This window comes from Actinoplanes auranticolor (assembly GCF_018332655.1).
In the GTDB taxonomy this organism is placed as follows: domain Bacteria; phylum Actinomycetota; class Actinomycetes; order Mycobacteriales; family Micromonosporaceae; genus Actinoplanes; species Actinoplanes auranticolor.
Genome location: NZ_BOQL01000006.1, coordinates 180,340 through 202,934, shown reverse-complemented (window position 1 = coordinate 202,934; position 22,595 = coordinate 180,340). Strand labels below are relative to the sequence as shown.

Below are 22,595 nucleotides of genomic sequence, written 5' to 3'. Positions count from 1 at the left end.
TCGGAGGTCGGCGGCTCGGCTGCGGAAATCGTCATCGGCTGTCCTCGGGGGTCGGCGCGCGGCCGCAGGGATCGTTATCGGCTGCCCGGGGCGGGCCGGCGACGCTCTCGCGGAATCGTCGTCGGTTGTCCTGGGCGGGTCGGTGACGCTGCTGCGGGAATCGTCGTCGGTCGATCCCGGTGTCGGCGGCGCGGTCGGGGCGGAAGTGGCAGCCGAGGCGTTCGGCGTCCGGCAGACAGGTCGGCCGGCGCGGCCGATCAGTTCCCGCCACGGGCCGGTCATTTCCCGCCCGCGCCGGGAAAACCGGGCGAACTGCGGTTGTAAGGTCGTCGGACGGGCGTAGGCCCGCATTCGCACTTCTGATGGGGGACCTGACACCGTGATCCGACGTCTTGGCGGCGAGCGTGCCCACCGTGTCGTGCGCTCCCGTCCGGAGCTGCCCCGCACGGTCGGCACACCGGTGACCGCGGTGGTCGTCGGCGGCGGGATCGCCGGGGTGACCGCGGCCCTGCTGCTGGCCGAGCGCGGCGTACACGTGACCCTGCTGGAGCGGGCCGCCCAGCTCGGTGGCCGGCTGTCCGCCTGGCCGAGCACCCTGCCCGACGGCACCCGGCACATGGTCGAGCACGGCTTCCACGGCTTCTTCCGGCAGTACTACAACTGGCGCAACGTACTGCGCCGCATCGACCCGACGCTGTCGTTCCTGCAGCCGGCCGGGCGCTATCCGATCATCTCGCAGGAGTGGCCCGAGGAGAGCTTCGCCGGGCTGCCCAAGACCCCGCCGGCCAACCTGCTGGCCCTGCTGGCCCGCTCCCCCAGCATGCGGCTGCGTGAGCTGCGCGGACTCGACGGCACCGCCGCCCTGCCGCTGCTGAACTACGACCGCGAGGAGACGTACCGGCGCTTCGACGACGTCTCGGCCAAGGACTTCCTCGACGCGCTGGGCATGCCGCCGCGGGCCCGGGCCATGCTCTTCGACGTCTTCGCCCACTCGTTCTTCAACCACCAGGAGGACATGTCGGCGGCCGAGATGCTGATGCAGTTCCACTTCTACTTCCTGCGCAACCCGGAGGGCCTGGACTTCGACGCGCCCAACCAGGACTACGAGACCGCCATCTGGACGCCGCTGGCCCGGCAGTTCGAGGCGCTGGGCGGGGAGATCCGCACCGGGACGACCGCCGAGAGCGTCGAGCCGGGCTGGACGGTCACGCTCGGCGACGGCAGCCGGCTCAGCGCGGACCACGTGGTGCTGGCGGCCGATCCCGGCGCCGCCCGTACCATCGCGGCAGCCTCCCCCGGCCTGGAGCGGCACGCGCCCGAGCTGGCAGCTCAGCTCGCCGCGGTCGAGACCACCGCCCCGTACGCGGTCAGCCGGCTCTGGACCGACCGCGACTGCCGGCCGGAGCGCGCGGTCTTCAGCAGCGTCTCGCGGGAGGCGACGCTGGACTCGGTCACGCTGTACCACCGCATCGAGCGCGCCGCCGGTCAGTGGGCGCGGCGCATCGGCGGGTCGGTCATCGAGCTGCACGCGTACGCGGCGCCCACCGGCCTGGAGGCGGCCGAGCTGACCAAACGGATGTGGACCGAGCTGGGCGGGCTCTGGCCGGAGACCGTCGACATGACGATCCTGCACGTCGAGGAGCGGGTGGGCCACGACGCCCCCGCGTTCAACGTGGGCAGCGACGCCGGCCGCCCAGGGGTGGTCACCGACGCCGACGGGCTGTACCTGGCCGGCGACTGGGTCCGGATGCCGTTCCCGTCGGCGCTGATGGAACGCGCGGCCGGCTCGGCGATCCTGGCCGTCAACGCCATCATCGAGCGGTACGGCGTGGGCCCGAACCAGGTGTGGTCGGTGGCGCCGCGCGGCCTGCTGGCCCGGGACCGCTGACGCTCCTCGCTTCCCGCAGCTCGACCCCGAGACGGTGGCTCAGGGACCGGCCAGGGTCGTTCCCCGATGCATCTGCGGCCCGCCGGATGGGACTGTTCAAGGGTCGAGTTCGACGCCACCGGCAAGGAAAGCGAGACACCATGAACACCGTCCACGACTCCATGGCCCGCCAGGGACTGGTCCGTCCGCGCGAGGGCCGGATGCTCGCCGGCGTGTGTGCGGGACTGGCCCGGCGTTTCGGGATGGACCCCTGGCTGACCCGGGTGCTGTTCGTCCTGACCCTGTTCGTCATCCCGGGCAGCCAGATCCTGATCTACCCGGTGCTGTGGCTCCTGATGCCGTCGGAGGAACGCTCCTACGCCACGACGTTCCCGCCGGCGGCCTGACCGCCCCGCTCGTCCAGCAAGGCCCGGCCGTTCGCGGCCGGGCCTTGCCATGTCCCCGGCTGCCTTCGCGTGCCCCTCCCACCTCTTGGTGCGCCCCACCAACCTCTTCGCGCGTCCCCCATGCACCTCTTCGCGCGTCCTCGCCCATCTCTTCGCGCGTCCTCGCCCATCTCTTCGCGTGTCCTCGCCCACCTCCTCGCGTGTCGTCGGTCACCCTGAGGCGGGATCAGGGGTTTCTCGGGGCTAAAACCGATATCCCCGGCGACAGCGATCGACAAGGCTGAACCTGTGCTCGCAGACCTGCTCAACGCCGCGACCGTTCTCGTCGACCGGCTGACCACGCTCGATGAGTGGTCGGTCCTGCTCTTCACGTACCTCTCGACCGCCGTCGAGATGACGTTCCTGCTCGGCCTGCTCGTGCCCGGCGAGTCCGTGGTCATGCTGGCCGCCTCGCTGCACGGCCCGGGCGGTTTCGCCCTGGCGGTCGCGGCGGGCACGGCGGGCGCGCTGACCGGGCAGGTCGTCGGGTACGCGATCGGCCGTGTCTTCGGCACCCGGCTGCGCAGCACCCGCCTGGGCCGCCGCATCGGCGCCGAACGCTTCGACCGCGCCGAGGACTACCTGCGCGAACGGGGCGCCCCCGCGCTGGTGGCAGTGCGCTTCGTCGCGGTCATCCACGCGATCGTGCCGATCGTGGCGGGCGTGGCGCGGATGCCGTTCGGCCGCTTCCTCGGCTGGTCGGCGCTGGGCACGGTGTTGTGGGTCGGCACGTTCGCCGGGGTCGGCGCGGCGACGGCGAGCGCCGACTCGACCGGTGGGGTCGGAGTCGTGCTCACCGCCGTCGCGGCAACCTGCCTCGGCGTGGTGCCCTTCGTCGTACGCCTCTTCCGCCGGTCCCCTGCCCCGGCGCTAGCCGGCAGCCCAGTAGAGAGCGCGGGCGAACTCGGCGTACAGACCCTTGGGGTGGGCGCGGAACAGCGGCTCGGTGCCGAAGAGCACAGCCCGGCCACCACGGGCCGTCCGGCCCGAGACGACCGAGGCCTGCCCGGCCGCCTGATCCGGCCCGCCTACGCCGGGCCCGGTCGGCAGCCAGTGACCGGCCACCAGTGGATCGGCGGCGTAGCGCTGCTCCACCGTGAAACCGGAGCCGGTGAACCAGATCGGCGAGTAGACGAACGCGTGCGGCAGCGCGTCAGCGCCGATCACCGCCCCGGTGTTGCGCACCGCGACGACCCCGTTGGCATCACCGCGGCCGGCCACCGCCGTCCCCGGCAGCAGACCCGCCGCCGCGTTGAAGGCCGCGCCGGTCGCGCCCCGCGTCACCACGCCACCACGGCTGAGCAGGTCGTCGACCGCCGCCTTGCCGGCCGCTGTGAGCTGCGCGTACGACAGGCCGGAGGAGACCACGAGGGCGTCGACGCCGGACAGGTCCGCACCCGCGTTCAGCAGGGCCGTGGAAACCGGGCGTACCTCGAAGCCCATCTCGCGCAACGCGAACAGCTCATCGGCAGCTACGGCGGCGGCGAGCACCGGCCGGGTGAACGGGGTGCCGGCGGAGCCGCGCGGCGCGGCGGTGAACCGTACCCCGAAACGCCGGGCCAGGACCTCGGCCTCGGGGCGCGCCGCGGCCGGGACCACGACGGTGCCCGCGTCGGTGCGGCGCAGCTTGACGCCCAGGTCGAGCAGGGCGTTCGTGGCCCGGACATCGGCTGGGTCCCGCAGCAGCAGGGCCAGGTCGCGGCCCTTGCCGGCGGTGACGGACCCGGTCGCGGACGCGGCCCTGACCGGCGTGGTGCTCACCCTGGGCGCGGCCGCACGGCTGATGTCGACCGAGGCGCCCCACAGCAGGCGGTGACTCCAGCCGGAGATGTCGTACATCTGCGGCACCAGGTCTGAGATGTCCCGGCCCGCTTCGAGCAGCACGTTGGCCAGACCGCGCTTGGGCTGGTGCATGTCGACGAGGTAGGACGCGGCTGGGTAACGCCGGCCGTTCAGCGAGAAGGCCCGGCGGGCCTTGGTCACCCGTACGTCATGAGCCACCAGGTGGTCGACCAGCCGGGCAGCGGCCGGAGCCGAGCGCTGGCCCGCGCCGACCGGGATGACGTAAGCGCGCGGGAACTCGGTCGAGTAGCGGTCCTCGGGGCCGAAGCCGGGTACGAAGCCGTCCGGGATCCGCGGCGAGGGCGCACCGGCCCAGCCGCGGCGGAACTGCTCGATCTGACCGGCGAGCAGCGAGGCCCGGTGGGTGTCGGCGTAGGTCAGGGCGGCCTCGATCGTGGCCGCGGCCACGGCGGTGTTCACCGCGGACCGCCGGCGCAGCTCCTCGACCGGCAGGCTGGTGTACGCAGCCCGGTTGACCTGCCACGGAATCTCCACGGTGTGCCCGACGGCGCCCTGATAGATGGCGTACATCGGGGTGAAGATCGGCGGCCAGTCGTCCCAGTCTCCCGGCGCGTAGTCCCGGAACGGGATGTCGACGCTCTCGGTCCCGGGCAACCCCAGCCCCTTGACCGCGGCCTCCATCCCCAGCGCGTTCGGCAGTGCGTGCTTGATGTAGAGGTCGTACTCGTAGTTCTGCCCGTGCGGCGGCGTGGCCGGCTCGATCAGCGTCGTGCCGGTGTAGCCGTGCTCGTCGAGCATCACGAGCGGCTGGGTGGCGATGACGACGTCGCGCACGGCCCGCGACTCCGGCTGCGAACTGGTCGCATGGTCCCGGTTGATGTCGAAACCGGCGCCGTTGGCCCGGGTCCCGGCGATCCGGCCGTCCGGATTGTTGGTGACGGTCACATAGAACCTGGTCCGCCGCAGCAGCGCGGCGGTGGCCTGGTCGGTGGCGGTGGCAAGGCGCTCGATCACCCGCAGGGCGCCGTCGGTGCCCTCCCACTCGTCGCCGTGGATGTTCGCGTTGATCCATACCGGGGTCTTGTAGCCGCGGTGCAGGGCCCGGTCGCGCGCGGCGGCCCGCGGGTCGTTCTCGATGAGGGCCCGCCAGCGGTCCTGCCGGGCGGCCTCGGCGGCCGACTCCGGGGCGGTCACGGTGACGAGGTAGAGGTCGCGGCCGAGGGCGGAATGCCCGACCACCTCGGCGGAGACCCGGTCGGAGGCGTCCTGCAGGGCGTTGAGCCGCGGCGCGATCGCGTGGTACGGCACCAGGCCCAGCTTGATCGACCTGTCGGCGAGGTCCTGCGGGTAGACCCTCAGCTCGGTCTGCCGGGGGTAGCCCTGGCGCTTCGGGGTCCACGGCTGGTCCGGGGTGGCGCTCAGCGGCGTGGCGGCCGAGCCACGGAGCTCGGGGGCCGTCGCGGCTACCTCGTGGCGCTCCGGGCCGTTGCCGAATTCCCTGGTCGCCGGGCTTCCCGGCGCGGGATCGGTCAGCGCGGGATCCTTCAGCGCCGGATCGGCCAGCGCGGCTCGGGCCGGTGCGGTATCGGTCAGCGCGGCTCCGGCCGGTGCGGTATCGGTCAGCGCGGCTCCGGCCGGTGCGGGATCGGCCGGCGCGGCTGAAGCCGGGCCGGCGGCGGCTCCGACGGCGAGCAGCAGGGCACAGAGTCCGGTCAACGCCCGGGATGAGTCCACAAGCACCTCCTTGTCGTGCCCTCGACCTTCTCGCGCCCACCCTCGTCCACGCAATGACGACGGTGGATGGCGGCCATACCGATCCTGCCATCACACCGGCTTGCCGACAGTGGGGTTAACCCCCGGCAGATGAGGGGGTTTACCGCAATGTGCCTTCCGGCCGAGTGCGACAGGCTCTTGTGGACCGGCTCGCCGAGGGGCAGCCGCGATCCAGGAGGAGGGGCCATGTCGGACTCGGGGGACCGCGTCATCAGCCGGCGCGTCATGCTCGGCAGCGCCGCCGGCGTCATCGGAGCGGGGCTGGTGCCGGCGGGATCCGCACAGGCTGGCGGGGGCTCCCGGCGCGGGCCGGTTGACCAGGACGCGGTGGATGCCGTCGCGGCCCGGCTGGACGACGATCTGATCGAGCTACGCCGCGACCTGCACCGGCATCCCGAGATCGCGGGTCAGGAGGAACGCACCGCCGAGGTGGTGGCCCGTCGTCTGCGAGCGGCCGGGCTCCACGTCACCACCGGCGTCGGCGGGCACGGCGTGGTGGCCTTGTTGACCGGTGCCCGGCGCGGCCGGACGGTCGCGTACCGGGCGGACATGGACGCGGTCGCGCCGGATGAGCAGGTGGGTGGCGGCCCGCAACCGGCTCACCTGTGTGGACACGACTTGCACACCACCGTGGGTGTGGGCGTCGCGGAGGTGCTGGCCCGCCTGAGACACCGGCTCGCCGGCACCGTGGCGTTCTTCTTCCAGCCCGCCGAGGAGAGGCTCACCGGTGCCGCCGCGATGCTCGACGCGGGCGTGCTGGGCCGGGTCCGTCCGGCGGAGATCCATGCCCTGCACTGCGGCCCCTTCCCGGTCGGCCAGTTCGTCGTCACACCCGGGTACGGCCTTCCCGGTCAGGATCGCGGCGTCATCACCCTCACCGGCGCCGACGCGATGGCACGGGCACAGCGACTCGCCGCACAGGTTGCAGCGCTCAGCACGGTGACGCGGCCGAGCACCGGCGCGGATCTCGAGCAGCTCGTGGCCGACTTCCAGACGCCGGACGGACCACTGGCCGAGTTCGTGGCCATGCAGGCCGGCGTCCCGGCCGGGGACCGGGCGGAGGTCCGGGTGTCCTACCGCTGCTGGCCCGAGGAGCGGTACGCCGGGGTCCGCGAGGACATCCGCCGGCTGGCACGGTCGGCCGGCCCGGCAGTGGTGGACTTCCCGAAGGACCCCTTCCCGGCCATGGTGTGTCCACCGAAGGATGCCCTTGCTCTCAAGCGGTATCTGCAGCAGACCGCCGGTCGTGGCCGGGTGGCGACGGCGTATGCCGCGCTCCCGTTCAGCGGTGAGGATTTCGCGCTGTTCCTGAACCGGATTCCCGGCACGTACACCTTCCTCGGTGTCCGTTCGCCCGGTGCCGCGATCGAGACGAGCTATCCGCACTTCGGCGCCTTCACCCCGGACGAGCGGGCCATCGGCCATGGCGTCCGCGCGATGGCGGGCTGGCTGGCCAAGCGCGCCGCCATGCCAAGAGAGTGACCGGGACGGACGAGCGAAGTCAGACGGACCGAGGGCAGAGGCGACACGGACCGAGCCCGGCCCGGGCCAGGATGAGAGACCGGAGCCGGGCCGATAACACGAGATGGACCGGGGACGACGCCCGTGCGAACGCAATTCGCGGTCTGCGTCGTCCCCGGTCCGGTTCCGAGGGGAGCCGGTCAGGCGAGGGTGCCGGTGACCGTGGTGCCGGACTTGGTGACGTAGTAGGTCACCACGGCACCACTCCAGAAGTGGAACTTCAGGGTGACCCGGGAGCCGTCCGTCACGTCCGCGAAGAACTCCGGCTTCAGCGTGATGACGTTGCCGGTGTAGTCCGGGGCGAAGGTGTAGTCGAATTCCTTGAACGGGGTCCAGTTCTGCGGGCCGGCGTTGCTGCCATCGGCGTAGGTGGCCTCCATGGTGGCGAGCTGGTCGCCGCGGAAGGTGGTCGGAATGGTGAACGCGCTGGTTGTGCCGGTTGCGGCCGACAGGACAGGGGTGTCGTGGGTGATCAGGTTGAGCCGCCACGGCACGCCGGTGGAGAAGTGAACATGCAGAGTCGCGTTGACGCCGTAGGCGCGGGACCCGGACAGGCGGGTGAGCAGGGCGGCCGAGAGTGTCAGCTGGTCGCCGGAGATGGTGTAGTCGGTGCCGCGGACCAGTTCGGTGCTGCCCTGGCGCAGTCCCGTGAACGTGGTGCCGTTGAGGTTCAGCGTCATCGTCTTGCTCGTGATGGCGGCCGAGCGGGCGCTGAAGACCAGGTCACTCGCGGCCGTGCCGGAGCGGGTGGTCCAGCTCGACCTGATCTGGGCGATCAGTTCCGGGTCCGACCACTGCAGCGACGTGCGGCCGAAGTGCTGGCCGTTGTCCCACAGCATGGTGGTGATGTTGTTCGCCCGCGCCTGGGCCCCGAACAGCTCGAAGAACTTGAGCTTCTCGCCCTGTTCGATCGTGCCGGTGTGCCGGTCGAAGCCGAGCAGGCCGTACTCGCCGATGATCACCGGGATGCCCCGGGCCACGAAGGTGGTCGAGATCCGGTCGAACATGTCGGTCAGGTCCTTCTGCGCCGTCGCGTCGAAGCGGTAGCCGCCGGCGATGTTCACGCTGAACGGCCAGTAGCCGTAGTAGTGGACCGTGGCGATCAGGTTGGGGTCGTTCATCGCCGTGAACGTCGCGGTCAGCTCGTCGAGTCGGGCCTGGTCGGCCGAGGTGTGCAGGGTCGGCAGCACCAGCAGCCGGGTCACGTTGCCGCCGCCGGAGTTGCGGACGATGGTCCGGAACGACGTGTTCAGCTCGTTGAGCAGTGTCGCGTTCTGGGCGTCACCGGAGCTGCCGGTGAACTGCGGCTCGTTCACGCTCTCCAGCACCAGCTTCGCCGGGGAGTCACGGAACGCGGCGGCCAGCTGGGTCCAGGTCGCGTTGTAGCGGGCCAGCACGTTGGTCCGGTCGGCCGGCATCGTGTTGATCCACTGCCAGGAGTCGTGGTGGATGTTGACCATGACGTAGAAGCCGTCGTCCAGTGCCCAGCCGACCACCTCCTTGACCCGGGCCAGGTAGGCGGCGTCGATGGTGTAGTCCGGCGCGCCAGCCTGGTGCTGGCCCCAGGTCACCGGGATCCGGATGCTCTTGAAACCCTGGGCCTTGATGCCGTCGAGCAGGGCCTCGGTGATCCGCGGGTTGCCCCAGGAGGTCTCGTCGGCGCCGGTGGCATCCAGCGAGTTGCCCAGGTTCCAGCCGGGCTGCATGGCGGCGACCGCGGCCATCGCATCGCCGGCCGGTGGCGGCGTGGTGGGCGGGGTGGACGGCGAGCTGCTCGCCGACGGGCCGGGGCCGGGCGCGCTGGGCGACTGGCTGGGCTGGCCGACGCTGCCGGTGCAGGCGACGCCGTTGAGGGTGAACGCCGCCGGCGCCGGGTTACTGCCGGTCCAGGTGCCGTTGAAGCCGAACGAAGCCGAGCCGTTGGTCGCCAGCACCGCGTTGTGTCCCACGTTGGCCGCGGTGACCTGGGTGCCGGAGGCGGTCACCGTCGCGTTCCAGGCCTGGCTGACCGCCTGTCCGGAGGCGAAGGTCCAGCCCAGCCGCCAGCCGTCGATCCGGTCACCGAGGTTGGTGACCGTCACGTTGGCGGTGAAGCCGCCTGGCCACTGGCCCCCGTTGGCGTAGGTGACCCGGCAGCCCGCGGCCGCGTTCGCGCTGGTCGCGGTGGCGATGCCGAGCCCGGCCACCAGCGTGGCGACCGCCCCCACGAGGAGACCGGCTCGCCACCGGTGCCTACGGAGGGACCTTTGCAAGCCGATCATGACACTCCTCGATCCGGACAGCCCACGCGAATGACCAGCGCAGATTAAGTCTGGAGTTCAAACTATGTCAATCGACCGGGCTAGATCTTCGGGGTCAGAAGTGACTCTTCGGGATCACCCCGTGCACACCCACCGTGCGGTCGACGACCTGGGAGACGGCGAAGTCCGCGGCCGCCGACAGGTAGGCGTACGCGATCGCCCGGTCCATGCCCAGGGTCGTGCTGGAGGAAGTCGAGGGCGTTGACCACCGCCCGGCGCATGGCGACGTCGAGGTCGTTGCCCTGCCCGCCCGGCGCACCGTCCGGGTCGGACAGCCCGATCGGCACCCAGGCCTGCGGCGTCTCGGCGAACGGATAGCCGAAGGCGACCGATGGTGCTCCCTTTGCGCCCTTCTTGACCACGGTCAGCCGGTACGTGGCCCGCAGCGACCCCTCCAGCGCGGTCAGCGCCACCTCGCCGTCCCCCCATCGCCAGGTGCGGGTCGCCGACGGAGAAGAGCGCGCCGGTCGCGAAGACCGGCAGGTTTGGACCTGTGTGTTTCAGTGGTCCAGATCCGTCCGGATCATGCCGCCGACCAGGACCGCCGTGTTCGATCTTGTACGCACTCGTACGCGACCGATCAGCCCGGTGGCTCCCAGCCGCGACCGTCATCCTGGTCGACCGGGGGGGGGGCTTGAAACCCAAGACCTAGATCATGATCCGACAGCCACCGACCATTTTCCGGGACTGCGGTCCTTCATCATCAACTTCCATCGTATGACAGCTCTTTACGGACTCCGGTGTTCCCGAGTTGTTCCCGATGATCTTCGGTGGCTTAGTGCTGGCGGCGCGTATGGGACGGCAACACATCTATGAACCTCACTGCTTGGGCGGCACAACTACCCGGAGCCGTGCGTTGTCTGCGGCTGGATGCGGATACGGTGGCAGATGCGTCCAGGCTCGCACTGCCGGTCATCCGTGAACGGCCATGGTCTGATCCACGTTCGATCAGTGCAGCCATAGAGACACTGCGAAGGAGTCGGAGTGCCCGACTGGCTTGTAACGCTTGGGGGTTGGACGTCCCTGGTGTTCGGAGGGCTCGGGCTGTGGCGGGGCGCGATCCTGGTGCTTCGTACTGGTCCGGAGGCCCGTGACGCCACCGGCATGCCCGGCCAACTGGTATTGGTGGAGAGCAGCGGTCTGATCCTCGTCGGTGCGGCGGCTCTGTTGAGCGGCGGCTGGGTGCATCTGATCTGGCCGGCCGTTCTCCTCCTGACCATTGGCCAGGTACGCAGGGTCAGTAGTTGGCTGGACCGTCGACGGCGCCGTCCACCCCTGCCAGCTCGCGGCGATGAACTCGCCGGTGGGTGACCGGGCAGCGGCAGTTACGACTCTGGTGATGCAAGCTACCGAGGTGCCATGATCAGCTCGTGCCGCTGTGGGAGGAGATCTGGCGCTTCGGAGCACCGCTCGTCATCGTGCTCGGCGCCGCAGCCGCTGTCTCCGGCGCCTTCTCCGACCCGCCCGACACATTCTCCCGGCCACATGGCTGGCAGTGGGCATGGGTGGGGATATGGCTGATGACGGTCGGTGATGCGGCGTTCGGCCATGAAATATCGTGGTTCGAGCGTGCTTGGAAGGGCGTCACCGCACTGCTCTTTGCCGTGGCCGTCACGGCCGCTGCATGGCGCCACTACCGGTGGCGAAAGCGCGTTCGGCCTTCGGACGACCCGGTGCCGATCGTCACTCAGCCGGATTCGTAGCCTTCTCCAGTCGCCTGAGGGCAGCCGTCGCGCGAACAACCGCCCCAGCGCCTGGCAGGCAACCGTGACAGCAGACCCCCGAAGCGCTCCCGCCGGAGGCAGGGCCGGCTGCTCGGCGGTGGTTTACTGAGGCGATGGCGGGTCGTATCGCGTGGGTCAGCATTGTGGCCACGGCGTTTGGCGTGTGGCTTGTCTGCGGCCTTGCGATATGGCACGACTGGATCGACGGGCCAACCGCCTCGTTCATCGGCTCGTCGGCGGCGGTCTCGCTGCTGCTGCTGGAAAAGCTCGGCGTGAGACGGCGACTCGTCGGCGATCGCAGTCCGGTATCGCCGCCGTCGGATCCTCATCACAGTGACACTTGAGAGCACAGCCGCGCTTGCGCGACGCCTCGATCAAGAAGAGACGGATACGTGCAACGGCCCCCACGAGGCGACATGACTCAGCGCTCGCAGCACCAGCGGGGCGTGTGCCGTGCCTGTAAACGCCTCGTGGCCCTGACCGCCGACGGAAGAGTTCAACGGCACAACGGCACCATTCGAGCCTACGCCCCGCCCGAGGAGTGCCCAGGGGGTGGACAGCGAGCGGAAGCCCCGGGGCCATGAGTAACCGGCTGCCCGGCATGCACCCCACCCGCCCTGCCTGATGCGGTCGGTGACGTCGCCCGCCGGCGGCTGGATCGAGAAGCCGGACGTGCCGGGCTCCTCGTTGGACAGTGCCCGGCGCAGAGTAGCCAGGCCGGCGGTGGTCAGCTCCCTTTTCCTGTCGGCCACGGTGACGACAGTCCCCCGCCGCCGAGCGGGATGTGGTGCTGGGCCACCCAGCCGACGTCGAAGCCCAGCTCGTCGGCGACGACGAACAGCTCCTGGGCGTCGCGGTAGGTGGTGGCGAGGTCGTCGCCACGGCCCTGCGCGTGGGTCAGGAAGCCGAGCCGGAACCGCGGAGCAGTGGTCACCCCCGGCCCCGGACCAGGTCGGGTTCGGTGCGGCGGGCCGCGGTGTGCACGTTCTCGGGGATCGGCAGGCCGAGGTTGCCGCGCAGGGTGGTGGCCTCGTACTCGCGGCGGGCCACGCCGCGCTCCCGCAGGATCAGCAGCACCCGGTCGGTGAACAGGGCGAATTCGCTGGGCACGGTCACCGTCACGTCCTTGCCGGCCAGCGCCCCACGTTCCTTCTCCCGGGCCCGCTCGTCGGTGTCGGCGATGATCAGGCTGATGCCGGGGACGATGAGTACGTCCCCGGGGTAGGCGGCGCCGAACCGCACGCTGGTCGAACGGGACGGCCGCGGCTCGCGGTTCACCGCGGACGGCGAGGCCCTGCTCTCCCGGGCCCGCCGGATCCTCGCCCTGCACGACGAGACGCTGCGCGAGTTCGGCGTGGCGGCCTCGCCCACCCTGACGATCGGCTCGACCGAGCACGCCGCCGCCCAGCAGCTGCCCGAGCTGGCCGCCGGCTTCCCGGACCACCGGGTCCGGTTCCGGATCGACCGCGGCGCCCAGCTGCGGACCGCCCTGGCCGAGGGCCGGATCGACCTGGCCCTGCTGCTCGGCCCGGCCGGCGAGCCGGACGCCCGGGCGGTGGGCCAGCTGGAGCTCACCTGGTACGCCGCCCCGGGCTGGGCGCCACCGGCAGCCGGCGACCCGATCCCCTGGTGGCCTTCGACGCACCGTGCGCCATCCGCAACCGCGCGCTGGAGATGCCGGCCGCGCACGGGGTGCCGGCCGAGGTGAGCTGCGAGGCCGCACACCTGGCCGGGATGCAGGCGGCGGTGCGGGCCGGCCTCGGCGTGGGGCTGATGGCCACTCTCGGCCGGGGCCTCGAAGGCTGGTGGCCCGCCACGACCTGCCCGTCCCGGAGCCGGTCGCCCTGGCCGTCCGGCCGCGCCGAGGACTGTCCCCCGCCGTGGTCGAGGGTGCGGCCGGGGCGCTGGTCGAGCTCCTCGCCCGTACCCGTGGTGAGCTTTCCCGGCCGCGCAGCCGGGCGTAACCTGCCCGGATGGGAGAAATCGTGCCGTGGCTGGTGTCCGCCGCCGTTCTGGCCGCCGTCCTCGGTGCGCTCGCGTGGCTCGCGGCCCGGACCCGGCGCCGGGGCGTCGGTCAGGAGCTGATGGGGCCGGTGGACCTCATCTACCGGCCGCACACGCATCAGATCAACGCCGAGAAGAGGACGCACGAGGAGCGCATGGAGGCACGGCCATCCGCCGACGATAATCTCTGACCTGAGTCAGATATTTCGCGCTAGCATCGGCCGATGGACGCTGCTGCCTTCGCTCAGGTCGAGACGGTCCGCGACTTCAACCGCTACTACACCCGCCGCCTGGGCGTGCTGACCGATCGTTACCTCGGCCAGGACCGCCCGCTGAGCGAGGCCCGCCTGCTCTACGAGATCGGCGATCAGGCCGACGTCCGCGAGCTGCGCGCCCGGCTCGGCCTGGACTCCGGCTACCTCAGCCGGCTGCTGCGCTCACTGCAGGAGCAGGGCCTGGTCCGCACCCACGCGCACCCGGCGGACCGACGGGTCCGCGTCGCCGAGCTGACCGAAGCCGGGGTACGCGAACGCGCCGATCTCGACGCACGTTCGCGGGCCGGCATCAGTGACCTGCTGGAGCCGCTGTCCGCCGCCCAGCGCCGGCAACTCGTCGACGCCCAGCAGCAGATCCGGCGCCTGCTGCGGCTGGCCGCCGTCACGGTGCGGCCGGTCGACGCCGGCTCCCCCGACGCCCGGCAGTGCCTGCGGGCGTACGCCTCGGAACTGGCCGTGCGCTTCCCGGAGGGGTACGACGACGCGGCGCTCGTGGACCCCCGCGACCTGACCGGCGACGGCGGGGCGCTGCTGGTGGCGTACGAGGAAGACCGGCCTGTGGGTTGTGGCGCGTGGCGCCGCCTCGGTGACGGGATCTCGGAGATCCGCCACCTGTGGGTCGACGCGCGGGCGCGAGGGCTGGGGCTCGGGCGGCGGCTGCTGGAAGGGGTGGAGGCTGACGCGTACAAGCACGGCGCGACGACACTGCGGCTGGGCACGCACACCGCTCTCACCGAGGCCATCGCCCTGTACCGGGCGGCCGGGTACCGGGAGATCCCGCCGTACGACCGGTCGCCGTACAACCAGCTCGCCTTCGAGAAGTAACCCCGACGTACGCTCGAAGGCGTGAGTATCGCACCGCCCTCGACCGTCGTCCTGGACAACCGCTTCGCGACCGAGCTCCCCGGGCTGGCCATCCCCTGGCAGGCCGAGGAGGCCCCGGAGCCGCGGCTGCTCGTGCTCGACGAGGCGCTCGCCGCCGAGCTGGGCCTCGACCCCGACCAGCTGCGCAGCCCCGAGGGTGTCGGCCTGCTGACCGGCACCGCCGTCCCGGACGGCGCCACCCCGGTCGCCCAGGCCTACGCCGGGCACCAGTTCGGCGGCTACTCCCCGCGGCTCGGCGACGGGCGCGCGCTGCTGCTCGGCGAGCTGGTGGACGCCGGCGGCACCGTCCGCGACCTGCACCTCAAGGGCTCCGGGCGCACGCCGTTCGCCCGCGGCGGCGACGGCCTGGCCGCGGTCGGCCCGATGCTGCGCGAGTACGTCGTCAGCCGCGCCATGCACGCCCTGGGCATCCCGACGACCCGGGCCCTGGCCGTGGTGGCGACCGGGCGCACGGTCTACCGCGAGACCGCCCTGCCGGGAGCCGTGCTCGCCCGGATCGCCGCCAGCCACCTGCGCGTGGGCAGCTTCCAGTACGCGCGGGCCGCCGGCGACGCCGAGCTGCTGCGCCGCCTGGCCGACCACGCGATCGCCCGCCACCACCCGCACGCCGCCGGGGCCGAGCAGCCGTACCGCGCGCTGTTCGAGGCGGTCGTCGCGGCCCAGGCGGCGCTGGTGGCGCAGTGGATGCTCGCCGGCTTCGTGCACGGCGTCATGAACACCGACAACATGACGATCTCGGGCGAGACCATCGACTACGGACCCTGCGCGTTCATCGAGGCCTTCGACCCGGCGACGGTGTACAGCTCGATCGACCACGCCGGGCGCTACGCGTACGGCAACCAGCCCGCCATCGCGGAGTGGAACCTGGCCCGGCTCGCCGAGGCCCTGCTCCCGCTCCTGCACGACGACCAGGAGCAGGCGGTCGCCGTCGCGGTGGAGTCCCTCGGTGGCTTCCGGCCCGCGTACAACGCCGCCTGGTCGGCCGGCATGCGCGCCAAACTGGGGCTGCCCGACGAGGTCGATGCCACGGTGGTGTCGCCGCTGGTGGAGGACCTGCTCGCTCTGCTGCACGCGGACCACGTCGACTTCACGTCGTTCTTCCGTACCCTCGGCGGCGCCGCCCACGGTGACGCCGAGCCCACCCGCCGGCTGTTCATCGACCTGGCCGGGATCGACGCCTGGGTGGCGCGCTGGCGTGCTTTGGAGCCGGACGCCGGCGCGATGCAGCGGGTCAACCCCGTCTACATCCCGCGCAACCACCTCGTCGAGGAGGCCCTGGCCGCCGCGACGGACGGCGACCTGGAACCGCTGGAGCGACTGGTGGGGGCCGTCAGCGCCCCCTACGACGAGCGCCCCGGTCTCGAGCGGTACGCCGAGGCCGCGCCCCAGGACTTCGGCGCCTACCAGACCTTCTGCGGCACGTGAGGTCCGCCCGGCCGGTCAGTTGAGGTGGAACCGGTCGTCGGTGGCCAGGGCGGCCAGTTGCGACGCGGTCAGCGGCAGGTTCTTCAGTGGCGGCTGGGCGTTCTCGCCGTTCGTGGCCGTGCGGCTCTGTGCCACGTAGACCACGATGCCGTCCGGGTGCCGGTAGGCCGCCCACTGCTCCACCCCGCCGGTCCCGCTGGGAACCCGGGACACGCCCACCTTGGCCCGGCCGACGTCGACCACGTCGCAGTCACCCCCCAGCCCGGAGAACTGCCGGGCCAGGGCGCACGGCTCCCGGGGCAGGCCGTTGTTCGTGGTGTGCACCTCGGCCAGCAGCCGCCCGGCCCGGCCGCCCTTGGCGATCGCCGCCTGGGCCAGGTAGCCCCAGGTCGAGCCGGTGTTGTCGCCTTCGACCTGAGCCTGGTGGTAGCGCAGCGGGATGCCGTCGGCCGACTCGCCGGTCGGCGCGCTCCAGCCGTCCGGAACGACGGCCAGCAGCTCATCGAGCAGCTTCTTGCCCTGCTCGTAGCGTTCCCCCGACCGAGCGGTGGCGTCCTCCTGCGGCTCGCCGTTCCCGTCCAGCGGCCAGGCCGGCTTGGTGTACTCGCCATCCGCGGAGGGGGTCGGCAGGCCCGACGGCACCCCGGCGCCGGCCCAGGGCGCGGCGTCACCGTCCGAGGCGAGCCGCAGGCCGGAGGGCACGGCCACGGCGGTCACCGCGATCAGCGCCGCGGTCGCCCCGGCACCGGCGAGCGTCGCGCGCCGGCGGGCGGCCCGGCGGCCGGCGGTCAGGGCGGCCGCCGACTCCATCGGGGGCGGCGGGGTCAGGGTCATGCTGGCGCGCATGGCTTCGCGCAGGTCGTTCTCGTCCACAGTGCCTCTTCTCATTCGGCGGTGACGGGGTGGGACATCAGCACCCGGAGGGCGTCCAGCCCACGGGCCGCCTGGCTCTTGACCGTGCCGGCCGAGCAGCCGAGGACCGCCGCGGTCTCGTCGACCGACATGTCCTCCCAGTAGCGCAGGACCAGCACGGCCCGCTGCCGGGGCGGCACCCCGGCCAGGGCCTGCAACAGCATCAGCCGGTCATCGGCCGAGGACTGCACGGCCGCCTGCTCGATCGGCGTCTCCCGCGGCCGCTCCCGCCGCCACCAGCCCCGGCGGCCGTCGTCGATGAAGGTGCGGATCAGCACCTGCCGGACGTACGGGTCCAGCGCCTCATGCCGGGCCACCCGGTGCCAGTGCGTGTACAGCTTGGTGAACGCGGTCTGGACCAGATCCTCGGCCCGGTGCCAGTCCCCGCACAGCAGGAACGCCGTCCCCCGCATAGCCCCCGATCGGGCCGCGAAGTACTCGGCGAACGCCGTGTCGCGATCGCTCATGCCCACCCCTATCCGTTCGGTCGGGACAATCACGAGACCGGACAGGTGGAAGGTTGCACGAACCGGCGGAGATGACGAAGCGCGGCGCAGCGGCACGTTCGCCGGCCGGTGTCCGAGGCGGGACCGAAGCCGGGTGCTCAGCCGCTGGTCAGAGCCGGGCGATCGCGGAGGCCGGATCCTCGATCGCGTCGGCCACACTGCGCATGAAGCCGGCCGCCGTCCCGCCGTCGCAGACCCGGTGGTCGAAGACGAAGCTCATCTGGGTGATCTTGCGGACGCACAGCTCCCCGTCGACGACCCAGGGCCGGTCGAGGATCCGGCCGAAGCCCAGGATGGCGACCTGCGGGTGGTTGATGATCGCGGCGCTGCCGTCCACCCGGAAGCTGCCGTAGTTGTTGAGCGTGAAGGTCCCCGCCTCCTGGGCCGTCACGCGGCCCTCCCGGGCGCTCGCGGTGACCCGCCGGATCTCCTCGTCGAGCCGCGCGGTGGTCATCGTCTCGGCGCCGACGACCGCGGGCACGACCAGGCCCCGCTCGCCCTGCACGGCGATGCCGAGGTTGATCCGGTCGAACTCGACGATCTCCTGCCGCTCGGTGTCCACCCGGGCGTTGAGCATCGGGTACTGCCGCAACCCGGCGACGACGAAACGGGCGAGGTAGGCGAGCAGGCCCGGGCCGGGGGTGCTCTGCCGCAGCTCCCAGAGCCCGGTGGCGTCGACGTCGACCCAGACGGTGGCCTCGGGGATCTCGGCCCGGCTGCGGGTCAGCGCCGCCGACACCGCCTTGCGGAATCCGGACAGCGGAACGCGGCGCTCCCCCGGCACAGCCGGCACGGCCGGCTCAGGGGCGGCCGGGACAGCAGCCGGCCGGGCCACTGTGGTGGCGTGCCCGGCCAGGGCGCGTTCGACATCGGCCCGGACGATCACGCCGCCGGGACCGGTCGCCTCGACCGTCGACAGGTCCAGCCCGGCCTCCCGGGCCAGCCGCCGCACCAGCGGCGACACCACCAGCGGCACCCGGTGCGCCGTCACGGCCGGAGCAGCCTGCCGGGCCCGCGGACGGCGGCGCCGGGAGGTGGCCGTCGTGCCGGAGGTGCCGTACCCGATGAGGACGTTGCCGGATCCGGCCCGTTCCTCCTCGCGGTAGGTCTCGGCCGCGGAGACGAGCGCGGCGACCGTGAGCAGCGGCTTGCCGACCTCCAGCGTGACGCCCTCGGCGGCGTGCCGGGTCGCGATCCGGCCCGCGTACGGCGTCGGCACCTCGACCAGCGACTTCGCGGTCTCCACCTCGACCACCGGCTGGTCGACCTCGACGGTGTCGCCCTCCTCGACCAGCCAGCGCACCACCTCCGCCTCGGTCAGTCCCTCGCCGAGGTCGGGCAGCAGAAAGGTCTGCGTCGTCACGAGTCCTCCCACTGCAGGTCGTCCACGGCGTCCAGGACGCGGTCCACGCCGGGCAGCTGGAAATGCTCGAGCTTCGGCGGCGGGTACGGGATGTCGAAGCCGGTCACCCGGCGGATCGGGGCGGCCAGCGCGTGGAAGCAGCGCTCGGTGACCCGGGCGACGATCTCCGAGGAGACGCTGGCGAAACCGGCCGCCTCCGCGACCACGACGGCCCGGCCGGTGCTGCGCACGGCGGCGCACACCGTCTCGTCGTCGAACGGCACGATCGAGCGCAGGTCGACGACCTGCAGGCTGCGACCCTCGCCCGCGGCCACCTCGGCGGCTTCGAGGGCGACCGGTACGGAGGGGCCGTAGGCGATCAGCGTGGCGTCGGTGCCTGCGCGGCGTACCACGGCCGTGCCGATGCCGGGCACCTCGGCGCCGAGCTCGACCTCCTCTTTGCTCCAGTAGAGCTTCTTGGGCTCCAGGAAGATCACCGGGTCGTCCGAGGCGATCGCCTCGCGCAGCAGCCCGTACGCGTCCGCCGGCGTCGCCGGGGCCACCACGTGCAGGCCGGGGGTGTGCGCGTAGTACGCCTCGGAGGAGTCGCAGTGGTGCTCGACCCCGCCGATCCCGCCCGCGTACGGCACCCGGATCACCATCGGCAGCGTGACCCGGCCGCGGGTGCGGTTCCGCATCTTCGCCACGTGGCTGACGATCTGCTCGAACGCCGGGTAGGCGAAGGCGTCGAACTGCATCTCCACCACCGGGCGCATGCCGTTCATCGCCATGCCGACCGCCACGCCGACGATGCCGGACTCGGCCAGCGGGGTGTCGAAGCACCGGTCCTCGCCGAACTCGGCGGTCAGGCCGTCGGTGATCCGGAAGACGCCGCCGAGCGCCCCGACGTCCTCGCCGAAGACCACCACCGCCGGGTCCGCGGCCATCGCGTCGCGCAGGGCCCGGTTGAGCGCCTGCGCCATCGTCAGCTTGACGTGGTCGGTGGCCGTGACGGTCATCGCAGCGCTCCTTCGCGGTCCAGCTCGTCGGCGACCAGCGCGGCCTGCTCGGTGAGCTGCGGGGTGGGACTCGCGTACACGTGGTCGAAGAGCATCGCCGGGTCCGGCTCGACGTCGCGGTTGAGGCCGTCGCGCAGATGGGTGGCCACGTGCTCGGCCTGCGCGGTGATGTCCGCGAGCTGCGCGTCGTCCAGCAGGCCGCGCTCGCGCAGGTGGGCCTCGAGCCGGGTGATCGGGTCGCGCTCGACCCAGGCCGCGACCTCGTCGTCCCGGCGGTAGCGGGTGGCGTCGTCGGCGTTGGTGTGGGCCTGCATCCGGTACGTGTGCGCCTCGATGAGCTGCGGTCCGCCGCCGGCCCGGGCGCGCTCCACGGCGGCGCCCAGCACGGTCAGCAGCGCAGCCGCATCGTTGCCGTCGACGCGTTCACCGGGCACGCCGTAGCCGATGCCCTTGTGGGCCAGGGACGGGGCGGCGGTCTGCCGGGCCAGCGGGACGCTGATGGCGTACTCGTTGTTCTGCACGAAGAAGACGACCGGGGCGCGCAGCACGGCGGCGAAGTTGAGCGCCTCGTGGAAGTCGCCCTCGCTGGTGCCGCCGTCGCCGCAGAGCGCCAGGACGACGGTGGGCTCACCGCGCAGTCGGGCGGCGTGCGCGACGCCCACCGCGTGCGGCAGCTGGGTGGCCAGCGGCGTCGCGTGCGGCGCGACGTTGTGCTCGTACGGGTCGTAGCCGCAGTGCCAGTCGCCCTTGAGCAGCGACAGCGCCTCGACCGGGTCCACACCCCGGCCCACCGCGGCGATCGTGTCGCGGTACGTCGGGAACAGCCAGTCGCCGTCGGCCAGCACCTGGGCGGCGGCGACCTGGCACGCCTCCTGGCCGTGCGACGAGGGATAGACGGCGAGCCGGCCCTGGCGGACCAGCGCGTACGCCTGGTCGTTGAGCCGGCGCGCGGTGACCAGGGCCGCGAAGGCCCGGAGGAGCGCCGGGCCGTCCGGGGCGGCGTACCCGGAGGCGTCGACGGCGTTCCCGTGCGGGTCGATGAGCATGACCGGCTCGGCCGACGGCAGAAGGTGGTGCGGGTCACCTGTCATGCAGACATGGTCGTTCTCCGACCAATCGGTTTCCACATCCCGGGAAAAACCGAGAAGATGTACGGGTCGGGCCGCTCGCCGGCGGCCAAACGTCCGGGCAACGGCGCCCGGAGCGGAGGAGGACGAGACAAGTGGCCAGCGCCCTCGACGACATCGACCGGCAGATCCTGGCCGAGCTGACCCGCGACGGACGGATGTCGATGCGTACCCTCGCCGAGCACCTGCACATCTCCCGGGCCAACGCCTACGCCCGGGTGGAACGGCTCCGCACCGCCAACGTGATCAAGGGCTTCCGGGCCGACATCGACCCCGTCGCGGCGGGCCTGGGCACCTCCGCCTACGTCACGGTCAACCTGCACCAGGCGGAATGGCGCGACGTGGGCGAGCAGCTGCGCGCGTTGCCCGGCGTCGTGCACATCGCCCTGGTCGGCGGCGAGTTCGACGCGATCCTGCTGGTCCGGGCGCGGGACAATGCCGCCCTGGGCCGGCTGGTGCTGGACGTGATCCAGAGCATGCCGGGCATCGTGAACACCCGCACCCTGCTGGTCTTCGAGGAGGCCGAGCCGCTGTCCGCGACGGCCATCTGGGAACAGTGACGACCGGCCCCGCATGGCGTACCGATCAACGGGTATGCCCGCGGCAACAACCGCTCCCAGCCCGCGGAGGAATCACACCGGATGCCTTTGACCTGCAGTTTCGACACCGGCGCGACGACCACCGCCGTCACCGTCGAGGGAGCTCCCGACACCGGGTCCGTCCGGGCGTTGCGGGCCGGCCTGACCGCCCGGATCGCCCGGCGCCCGGCCCCGCTGCTGATGAGTCTGTCGGCGCAGGCCGTGTCCGAGCCCCGGCTGTTCCCCCTCATCGCCGAGCTTTCCGGCCGGTCCGGAACTGCCCCGGTGCCGATCGTGGCGCAGAGCGAGGGCATCGACGCCCGGCCGGCTCAGGTTCCGCTGTCCCGCGCCCTCCGCGCCGCGCGGGCCGTCCTGCTGGACGGATCATCGCCGCGGCGGACCCACGAGGAGCAGTTGCCGCCGGTCGCCGGAGCCGCGCGGCGCGGCCGGGACGCGGCGACCGACGCGTGCTGCCTGCCACCCGGCCAGGACACCATCACCTGGGCGGCCCTGGCCGGCGGCCCGCCCGGCCGGCCACCGTCGCGCCGCCCGCAGCAGGCGATCCACCAGGACCGATGACCGCGGCGGCGCGCGTCTACGTCGACATGGTGGGTGACCTCTTCCATCCCGGCCACGTGGCCCTGCTGCAGGCGGCCCGGCAGCACGGCGACCACCTGATCGTCGGCGTGCTGTCCGACGAGACCGTGGCGTCCTACAAACGCCGGCCGATCATGACCCTGGCCGAACGCGTCGCCGTGATCGCGGCGTGCCGGTACGCCGACGAGGTCCTGCCCGCGGCGCCGTACCGGGTGACCCTGGACTTCCTCGACGAGCACGACATCGCGCTGGTCGTGCACGGCGACGACATCACCCCCGAGGCGGTCGCCGAGGTCTACGGACCGGTGGCCGCGGCCGGCCGGCTGAGGCTGGTCCGCTACACCCCGGGGGTGTCCACCACCGGCCTCATCTCCCGGGTCCGGACCCGCCCGTCCTGATCGCCACGGGGATCGCAGTCTTCCGGCGCGACACAGCCACCCGCCGATCAGGCGCCCGGTCTGCCCGCCGCGGCGGCGCCGTCCGGCATACCC

General features: G+C 72.3%; 23 protein-coding genes and 1 pseudogene. 15 read left to right on the top strand and 9 right to left on the bottom strand.

From position 1 onward, the window contains the following. Positions 1–379 precede the first annotated feature (379 nt). The 3 genes and pseudogenes from Aau02nite_RS03900 to Aau02nite_RS47805 form a co-directional block, all read left to right on the top strand. On the top strand, positions 380–1,888 hold the full coding sequence (locus tag Aau02nite_RS03900; RefSeq protein WP_281420954.1) for an FAD-dependent oxidoreductase: 1,509 nt from the start codon (positions 380–382) through the stop codon (positions 1,886–1,888). A 140-nt stretch (positions 1,889–2,028) separates the two neighbouring features. Continuing rightward, positions 2,029–2,274 (top strand): PspC domain-containing protein, encoded by a 246-nt coding sequence (locus Aau02nite_RS03895; RefSeq protein WP_212986906.1) that lies wholly within the window; start codon positions 2,029–2,031, stop codon positions 2,272–2,274. 393 nt (positions 2,275–2,667) lie between these two features. Beyond that, positions 2,668–3,003 (top strand): annotated as a pseudogene (locus tag Aau02nite_RS47805) (DedA family protein); the annotation flags it as partial. Between the two features lie 180 nt (positions 3,004–3,183). Here Aau02nite_RS47805 and Aau02nite_RS03885 read toward each other — a convergent pair. Continuing rightward, on the bottom strand, positions 3,184–5,850 hold the full coding sequence (locus Aau02nite_RS03885) for a M14 family zinc carboxypeptidase (RefSeq protein WP_246594871.1): 2,667 nt from the start codon (positions 5,848–5,850) through the stop codon (positions 3,184–3,186). A gap of 225 nt (positions 5,851–6,075) precedes the next feature. On the opposite strand from Aau02nite_RS03885, the gene Aau02nite_RS03880 reads away from it, so the two are divergent. Then, entirely contained in the window at positions 6,076–7,371 is a 1,296-nt protein-coding gene (locus Aau02nite_RS03880; RefSeq protein WP_246594870.1) for a M20 metallopeptidase family protein, read from the top strand. A gap of 179 nt (positions 7,372–7,550) precedes the next feature. On the opposite strand, the gene Aau02nite_RS03875 is transcribed toward Aau02nite_RS03880, so the two are convergent. Continuing rightward, the gene (locus tag Aau02nite_RS03875; protein WP_438841096.1) at positions 7,551–9,617 is read right to left on the bottom strand and encodes a cellulase family glycosylhydrolase; all 2,067 of its coding nucleotides are present in this window, start codon (positions 9,615–9,617) and stop codon (positions 7,551–7,553) included. Between the two features lie 1,077 nt (positions 9,618–10,694). On the opposite strand from Aau02nite_RS03875, the gene Aau02nite_RS03870 reads away from it, so the two are divergent. The 3 genes from Aau02nite_RS03870 to Aau02nite_RS03860 all read left to right on the top strand — a co-directional run bounded on the left by Aau02nite_RS03870 (position 10,695) and on the right by Aau02nite_RS03860 (position 11,778). Continuing rightward, positions 10,695–11,021, top strand: a complete 327-nt coding sequence (locus Aau02nite_RS03870) for a hypothetical protein (protein WP_212986904.1) — start codon at positions 10,695–10,697, stop codon at positions 11,019–11,021. Positions 11,022–11,080: 59 nt separating this feature from the next. After that, positions 11,081–11,413: a hypothetical protein gene (locus tag Aau02nite_RS03865; protein WP_212986903.1), complete on the top strand. Its 333-nt coding sequence runs from the start codon at positions 11,081–11,083 to the stop codon at positions 11,411–11,413. Between the two features lie 134 nt (positions 11,414–11,547). Then, positions 11,548–11,778 carry a hypothetical protein gene (locus Aau02nite_RS03860; RefSeq protein WP_212986902.1) on the top strand — a complete coding sequence of 77 codons (231 nt, stop codon included), beginning with the start codon at positions 11,548–11,550 and terminating at the stop codon, positions 11,776–11,778. A gap of 383 nt (positions 11,779–12,161) precedes the next feature. Here the strand turns inward: Aau02nite_RS03860 and Aau02nite_RS03855 are convergent, their stop codons facing one another. Further along, the gene (locus Aau02nite_RS03855) at positions 12,162–12,368 is read right to left on the bottom strand and encodes an LLM class flavin-dependent oxidoreductase (RefSeq protein ID WP_212986901.1); all 207 of its coding nucleotides are present in this window, start codon (positions 12,366–12,368) and stop codon (positions 12,162–12,164) included. After that, on the bottom strand, positions 12,365–12,712 hold the full coding sequence (locus Aau02nite_RS03850) for a hypothetical protein (protein ID WP_212986900.1): 348 nt from the start codon (positions 12,710–12,712) through the stop codon (positions 12,365–12,367). The genes Aau02nite_RS03855 and Aau02nite_RS03850 overlap by 4 nt, the downstream gene beginning before the upstream one ends. 76 nt (positions 12,713–12,788) lie before the next feature. Between Aau02nite_RS03850 and Aau02nite_RS03845 the strand changes: the two genes are divergently transcribed. The 5 genes from Aau02nite_RS03845 (at position 12,789) to Aau02nite_RS03825 (ending at position 16,023) form a co-directional block, all read left to right on the top strand. Beyond that, positions 12,789–13,142, top strand: a complete 354-nt coding sequence (locus Aau02nite_RS03845) for a LysR substrate-binding domain-containing protein (protein ID WP_212986899.1) — start codon at positions 12,789–12,791, stop codon at positions 13,140–13,142. A gap of 97 nt (positions 13,143–13,239) precedes the next feature. Further along, a complete protein-coding gene (locus tag Aau02nite_RS03840; RefSeq protein ID WP_212986898.1) occupies positions 13,240–13,398 on the top strand; it encodes a hypothetical protein in 159 nt (52 codons plus the stop codon). A 9-nt stretch (positions 13,399–13,407) separates the two neighbouring features. Beyond that, entirely contained in the window at positions 13,408–13,629 is a 222-nt protein-coding gene (locus Aau02nite_RS03835) for a hypothetical protein (RefSeq protein WP_212986897.1), read from the top strand. A 33-nt stretch (positions 13,630–13,662) separates the two neighbouring features. Beyond that, positions 13,663–14,538: a bifunctional helix-turn-helix transcriptional regulator/GNAT family N-acetyltransferase gene (locus Aau02nite_RS03830; protein WP_212986896.1), complete on the top strand. Its 876-nt coding sequence runs from the start codon at positions 13,663–13,665 to the stop codon at positions 14,536–14,538. A gap of 21 nt (positions 14,539–14,559) precedes the next feature. Further along, a complete protein-coding gene (locus Aau02nite_RS03825; RefSeq protein WP_212986895.1) occupies positions 14,560–16,023 on the top strand; it encodes a protein adenylyltransferase SelO in 1,464 nt (487 codons plus the stop codon). Between the two features lie 15 nt (positions 16,024–16,038). Here Aau02nite_RS03825 and Aau02nite_RS03820 read toward each other — a convergent pair whose 3' ends face one another. From Aau02nite_RS03820 to pdhA, 5 genes are all read right to left on the bottom strand, one after another. Beyond that, positions 16,039–16,896 (bottom strand): hypothetical protein, encoded by an 858-nt coding sequence (locus tag Aau02nite_RS03820; RefSeq protein WP_212986894.1) that lies wholly within the window; start codon positions 16,894–16,896, stop codon positions 16,039–16,041. An 11-nt stretch (positions 16,897–16,907) separates the two neighbouring features. Next, on the bottom strand, positions 16,908–17,402 hold the full coding sequence (locus Aau02nite_RS03815) for a SigE family RNA polymerase sigma factor (RefSeq protein WP_212986893.1): 495 nt from the start codon (positions 17,400–17,402) through the stop codon (positions 16,908–16,910). A 148-nt stretch (positions 17,403–17,550) separates the two neighbouring features. Next, the gene (locus tag Aau02nite_RS03810; protein ID WP_212986892.1) at positions 17,551–18,804 is read right to left on the bottom strand and encodes a dihydrolipoamide acetyltransferase family protein; all 1,254 of its coding nucleotides are present in this window, start codon (positions 18,802–18,804) and stop codon (positions 17,551–17,553) included. Then, positions 18,801–19,802: an alpha-ketoacid dehydrogenase subunit beta gene (locus Aau02nite_RS03805; protein ID WP_246594869.1), complete on the bottom strand. Its 1,002-nt coding sequence runs from the start codon at positions 19,800–19,802 to the stop codon at positions 18,801–18,803. The genes Aau02nite_RS03810 and Aau02nite_RS03805 overlap by 4 nt, the downstream gene beginning before the upstream one ends. Continuing rightward, positions 19,799–20,893 (bottom strand): pyruvate dehydrogenase (acetyl-transferring) E1 component subunit alpha, encoded by a 1,095-nt coding sequence (gene pdhA, locus Aau02nite_RS03800; protein WP_212986891.1) that lies wholly within the window; start codon positions 20,891–20,893, stop codon positions 19,799–19,801. The genes Aau02nite_RS03805 and pdhA overlap by 4 nt, the downstream gene beginning before the upstream one ends. 131 nt (positions 20,894–21,024) lie before the next feature. Here pdhA and Aau02nite_RS03795 point away from each other — a divergent pair, with 131 nt between their 5' ends. The 3 genes from Aau02nite_RS03795 (at position 21,025) to Aau02nite_RS03785 (ending at position 22,502) form a co-directional block, all read left to right on the top strand. Further along, the gene (locus Aau02nite_RS03795) at positions 21,025–21,489 is read left to right on the top strand and encodes an Lrp/AsnC family transcriptional regulator (protein WP_212986890.1); all 465 of its coding nucleotides are present in this window, start codon (positions 21,025–21,027) and stop codon (positions 21,487–21,489) included. An 81-nt stretch (positions 21,490–21,570) separates the two neighbouring features. Further along, entirely contained in the window at positions 21,571–22,086 is a 516-nt protein-coding gene (locus Aau02nite_RS03790) for a hypothetical protein (RefSeq protein ID WP_212986889.1), read from the top strand. Continuing rightward, the gene (locus tag Aau02nite_RS03785; RefSeq protein ID WP_212986888.1) at positions 22,083–22,502 is read left to right on the top strand and encodes an adenylyltransferase/cytidyltransferase family protein; all 420 of its coding nucleotides are present in this window, start codon (positions 22,083–22,085) and stop codon (positions 22,500–22,502) included. Before Aau02nite_RS03790 ends, Aau02nite_RS03785 begins: the two co-directional genes overlap by 4 nt. Positions 22,503–22,595 lie beyond the last annotated feature (93 nt).

Bases quoted from the DNA above. Each gene is read 5' to 3' on its own strand.
- Aau02nite_RS03895 (WP_212986906.1), top strand. From the start codon at position 2,029: ATGAACACCGTCCACGACTCCATGGCCCGCCAGGGACTGGTCCGTCCG.
- Aau02nite_RS03880 (WP_246594870.1), top strand. From the start codon at position 6,076: ATGTCGGACTCGGGGGACCGCGTCATCAGCCGGCGCGTCATGCTCGGC.
- Aau02nite_RS03860 (WP_212986902.1), top strand. From the start codon at position 11,548: ATGGCGGGTCGTATCGCGTGGGTCAGCATTGTGGCCACGGCGTTTGGC.
- Aau02nite_RS03835 (WP_212986897.1), top strand. From the start codon at position 13,408: ATGGGAGAAATCGTGCCGTGGCTGGTGTCCGCCGCCGTTCTGGCCGCC.
- Aau02nite_RS03830 (WP_212986896.1), top strand. From the start codon at position 13,663: ATGGACGCTGCTGCCTTCGCTCAGGTCGAGACGGTCCGCGACTTCAAC.
- Aau02nite_RS03815 (WP_212986893.1), bottom strand. From the start codon at position 17,402: ATGAGCGATCGCGACACGGCGTTCGCCGAGTACTTCGCGGCCCGATCG.
- Aau02nite_RS03805 (WP_246594869.1), bottom strand. From the start codon at position 19,802: ATGACCGTCACGGCCACCGACCACGTCAAGCTGACGATGGCGCAGGCG.
- pdhA (WP_212986891.1), bottom strand. From the start codon at position 20,893: ATGACAGGTGACCCGCACCACCTTCTGCCGTCGGCCGAGCCGGTCATG.
- Aau02nite_RS03790 (WP_212986889.1), top strand. From the start codon at position 21,571: ATGCCTTTGACCTGCAGTTTCGACACCGGCGCGACGACCACCGCCGTC.
- Aau02nite_RS03785 (WP_212986888.1), top strand. From the start codon at position 22,083: ATGACCGCGGCGGCGCGCGTCTACGTCGACATGGTGGGTGACCTCTTC.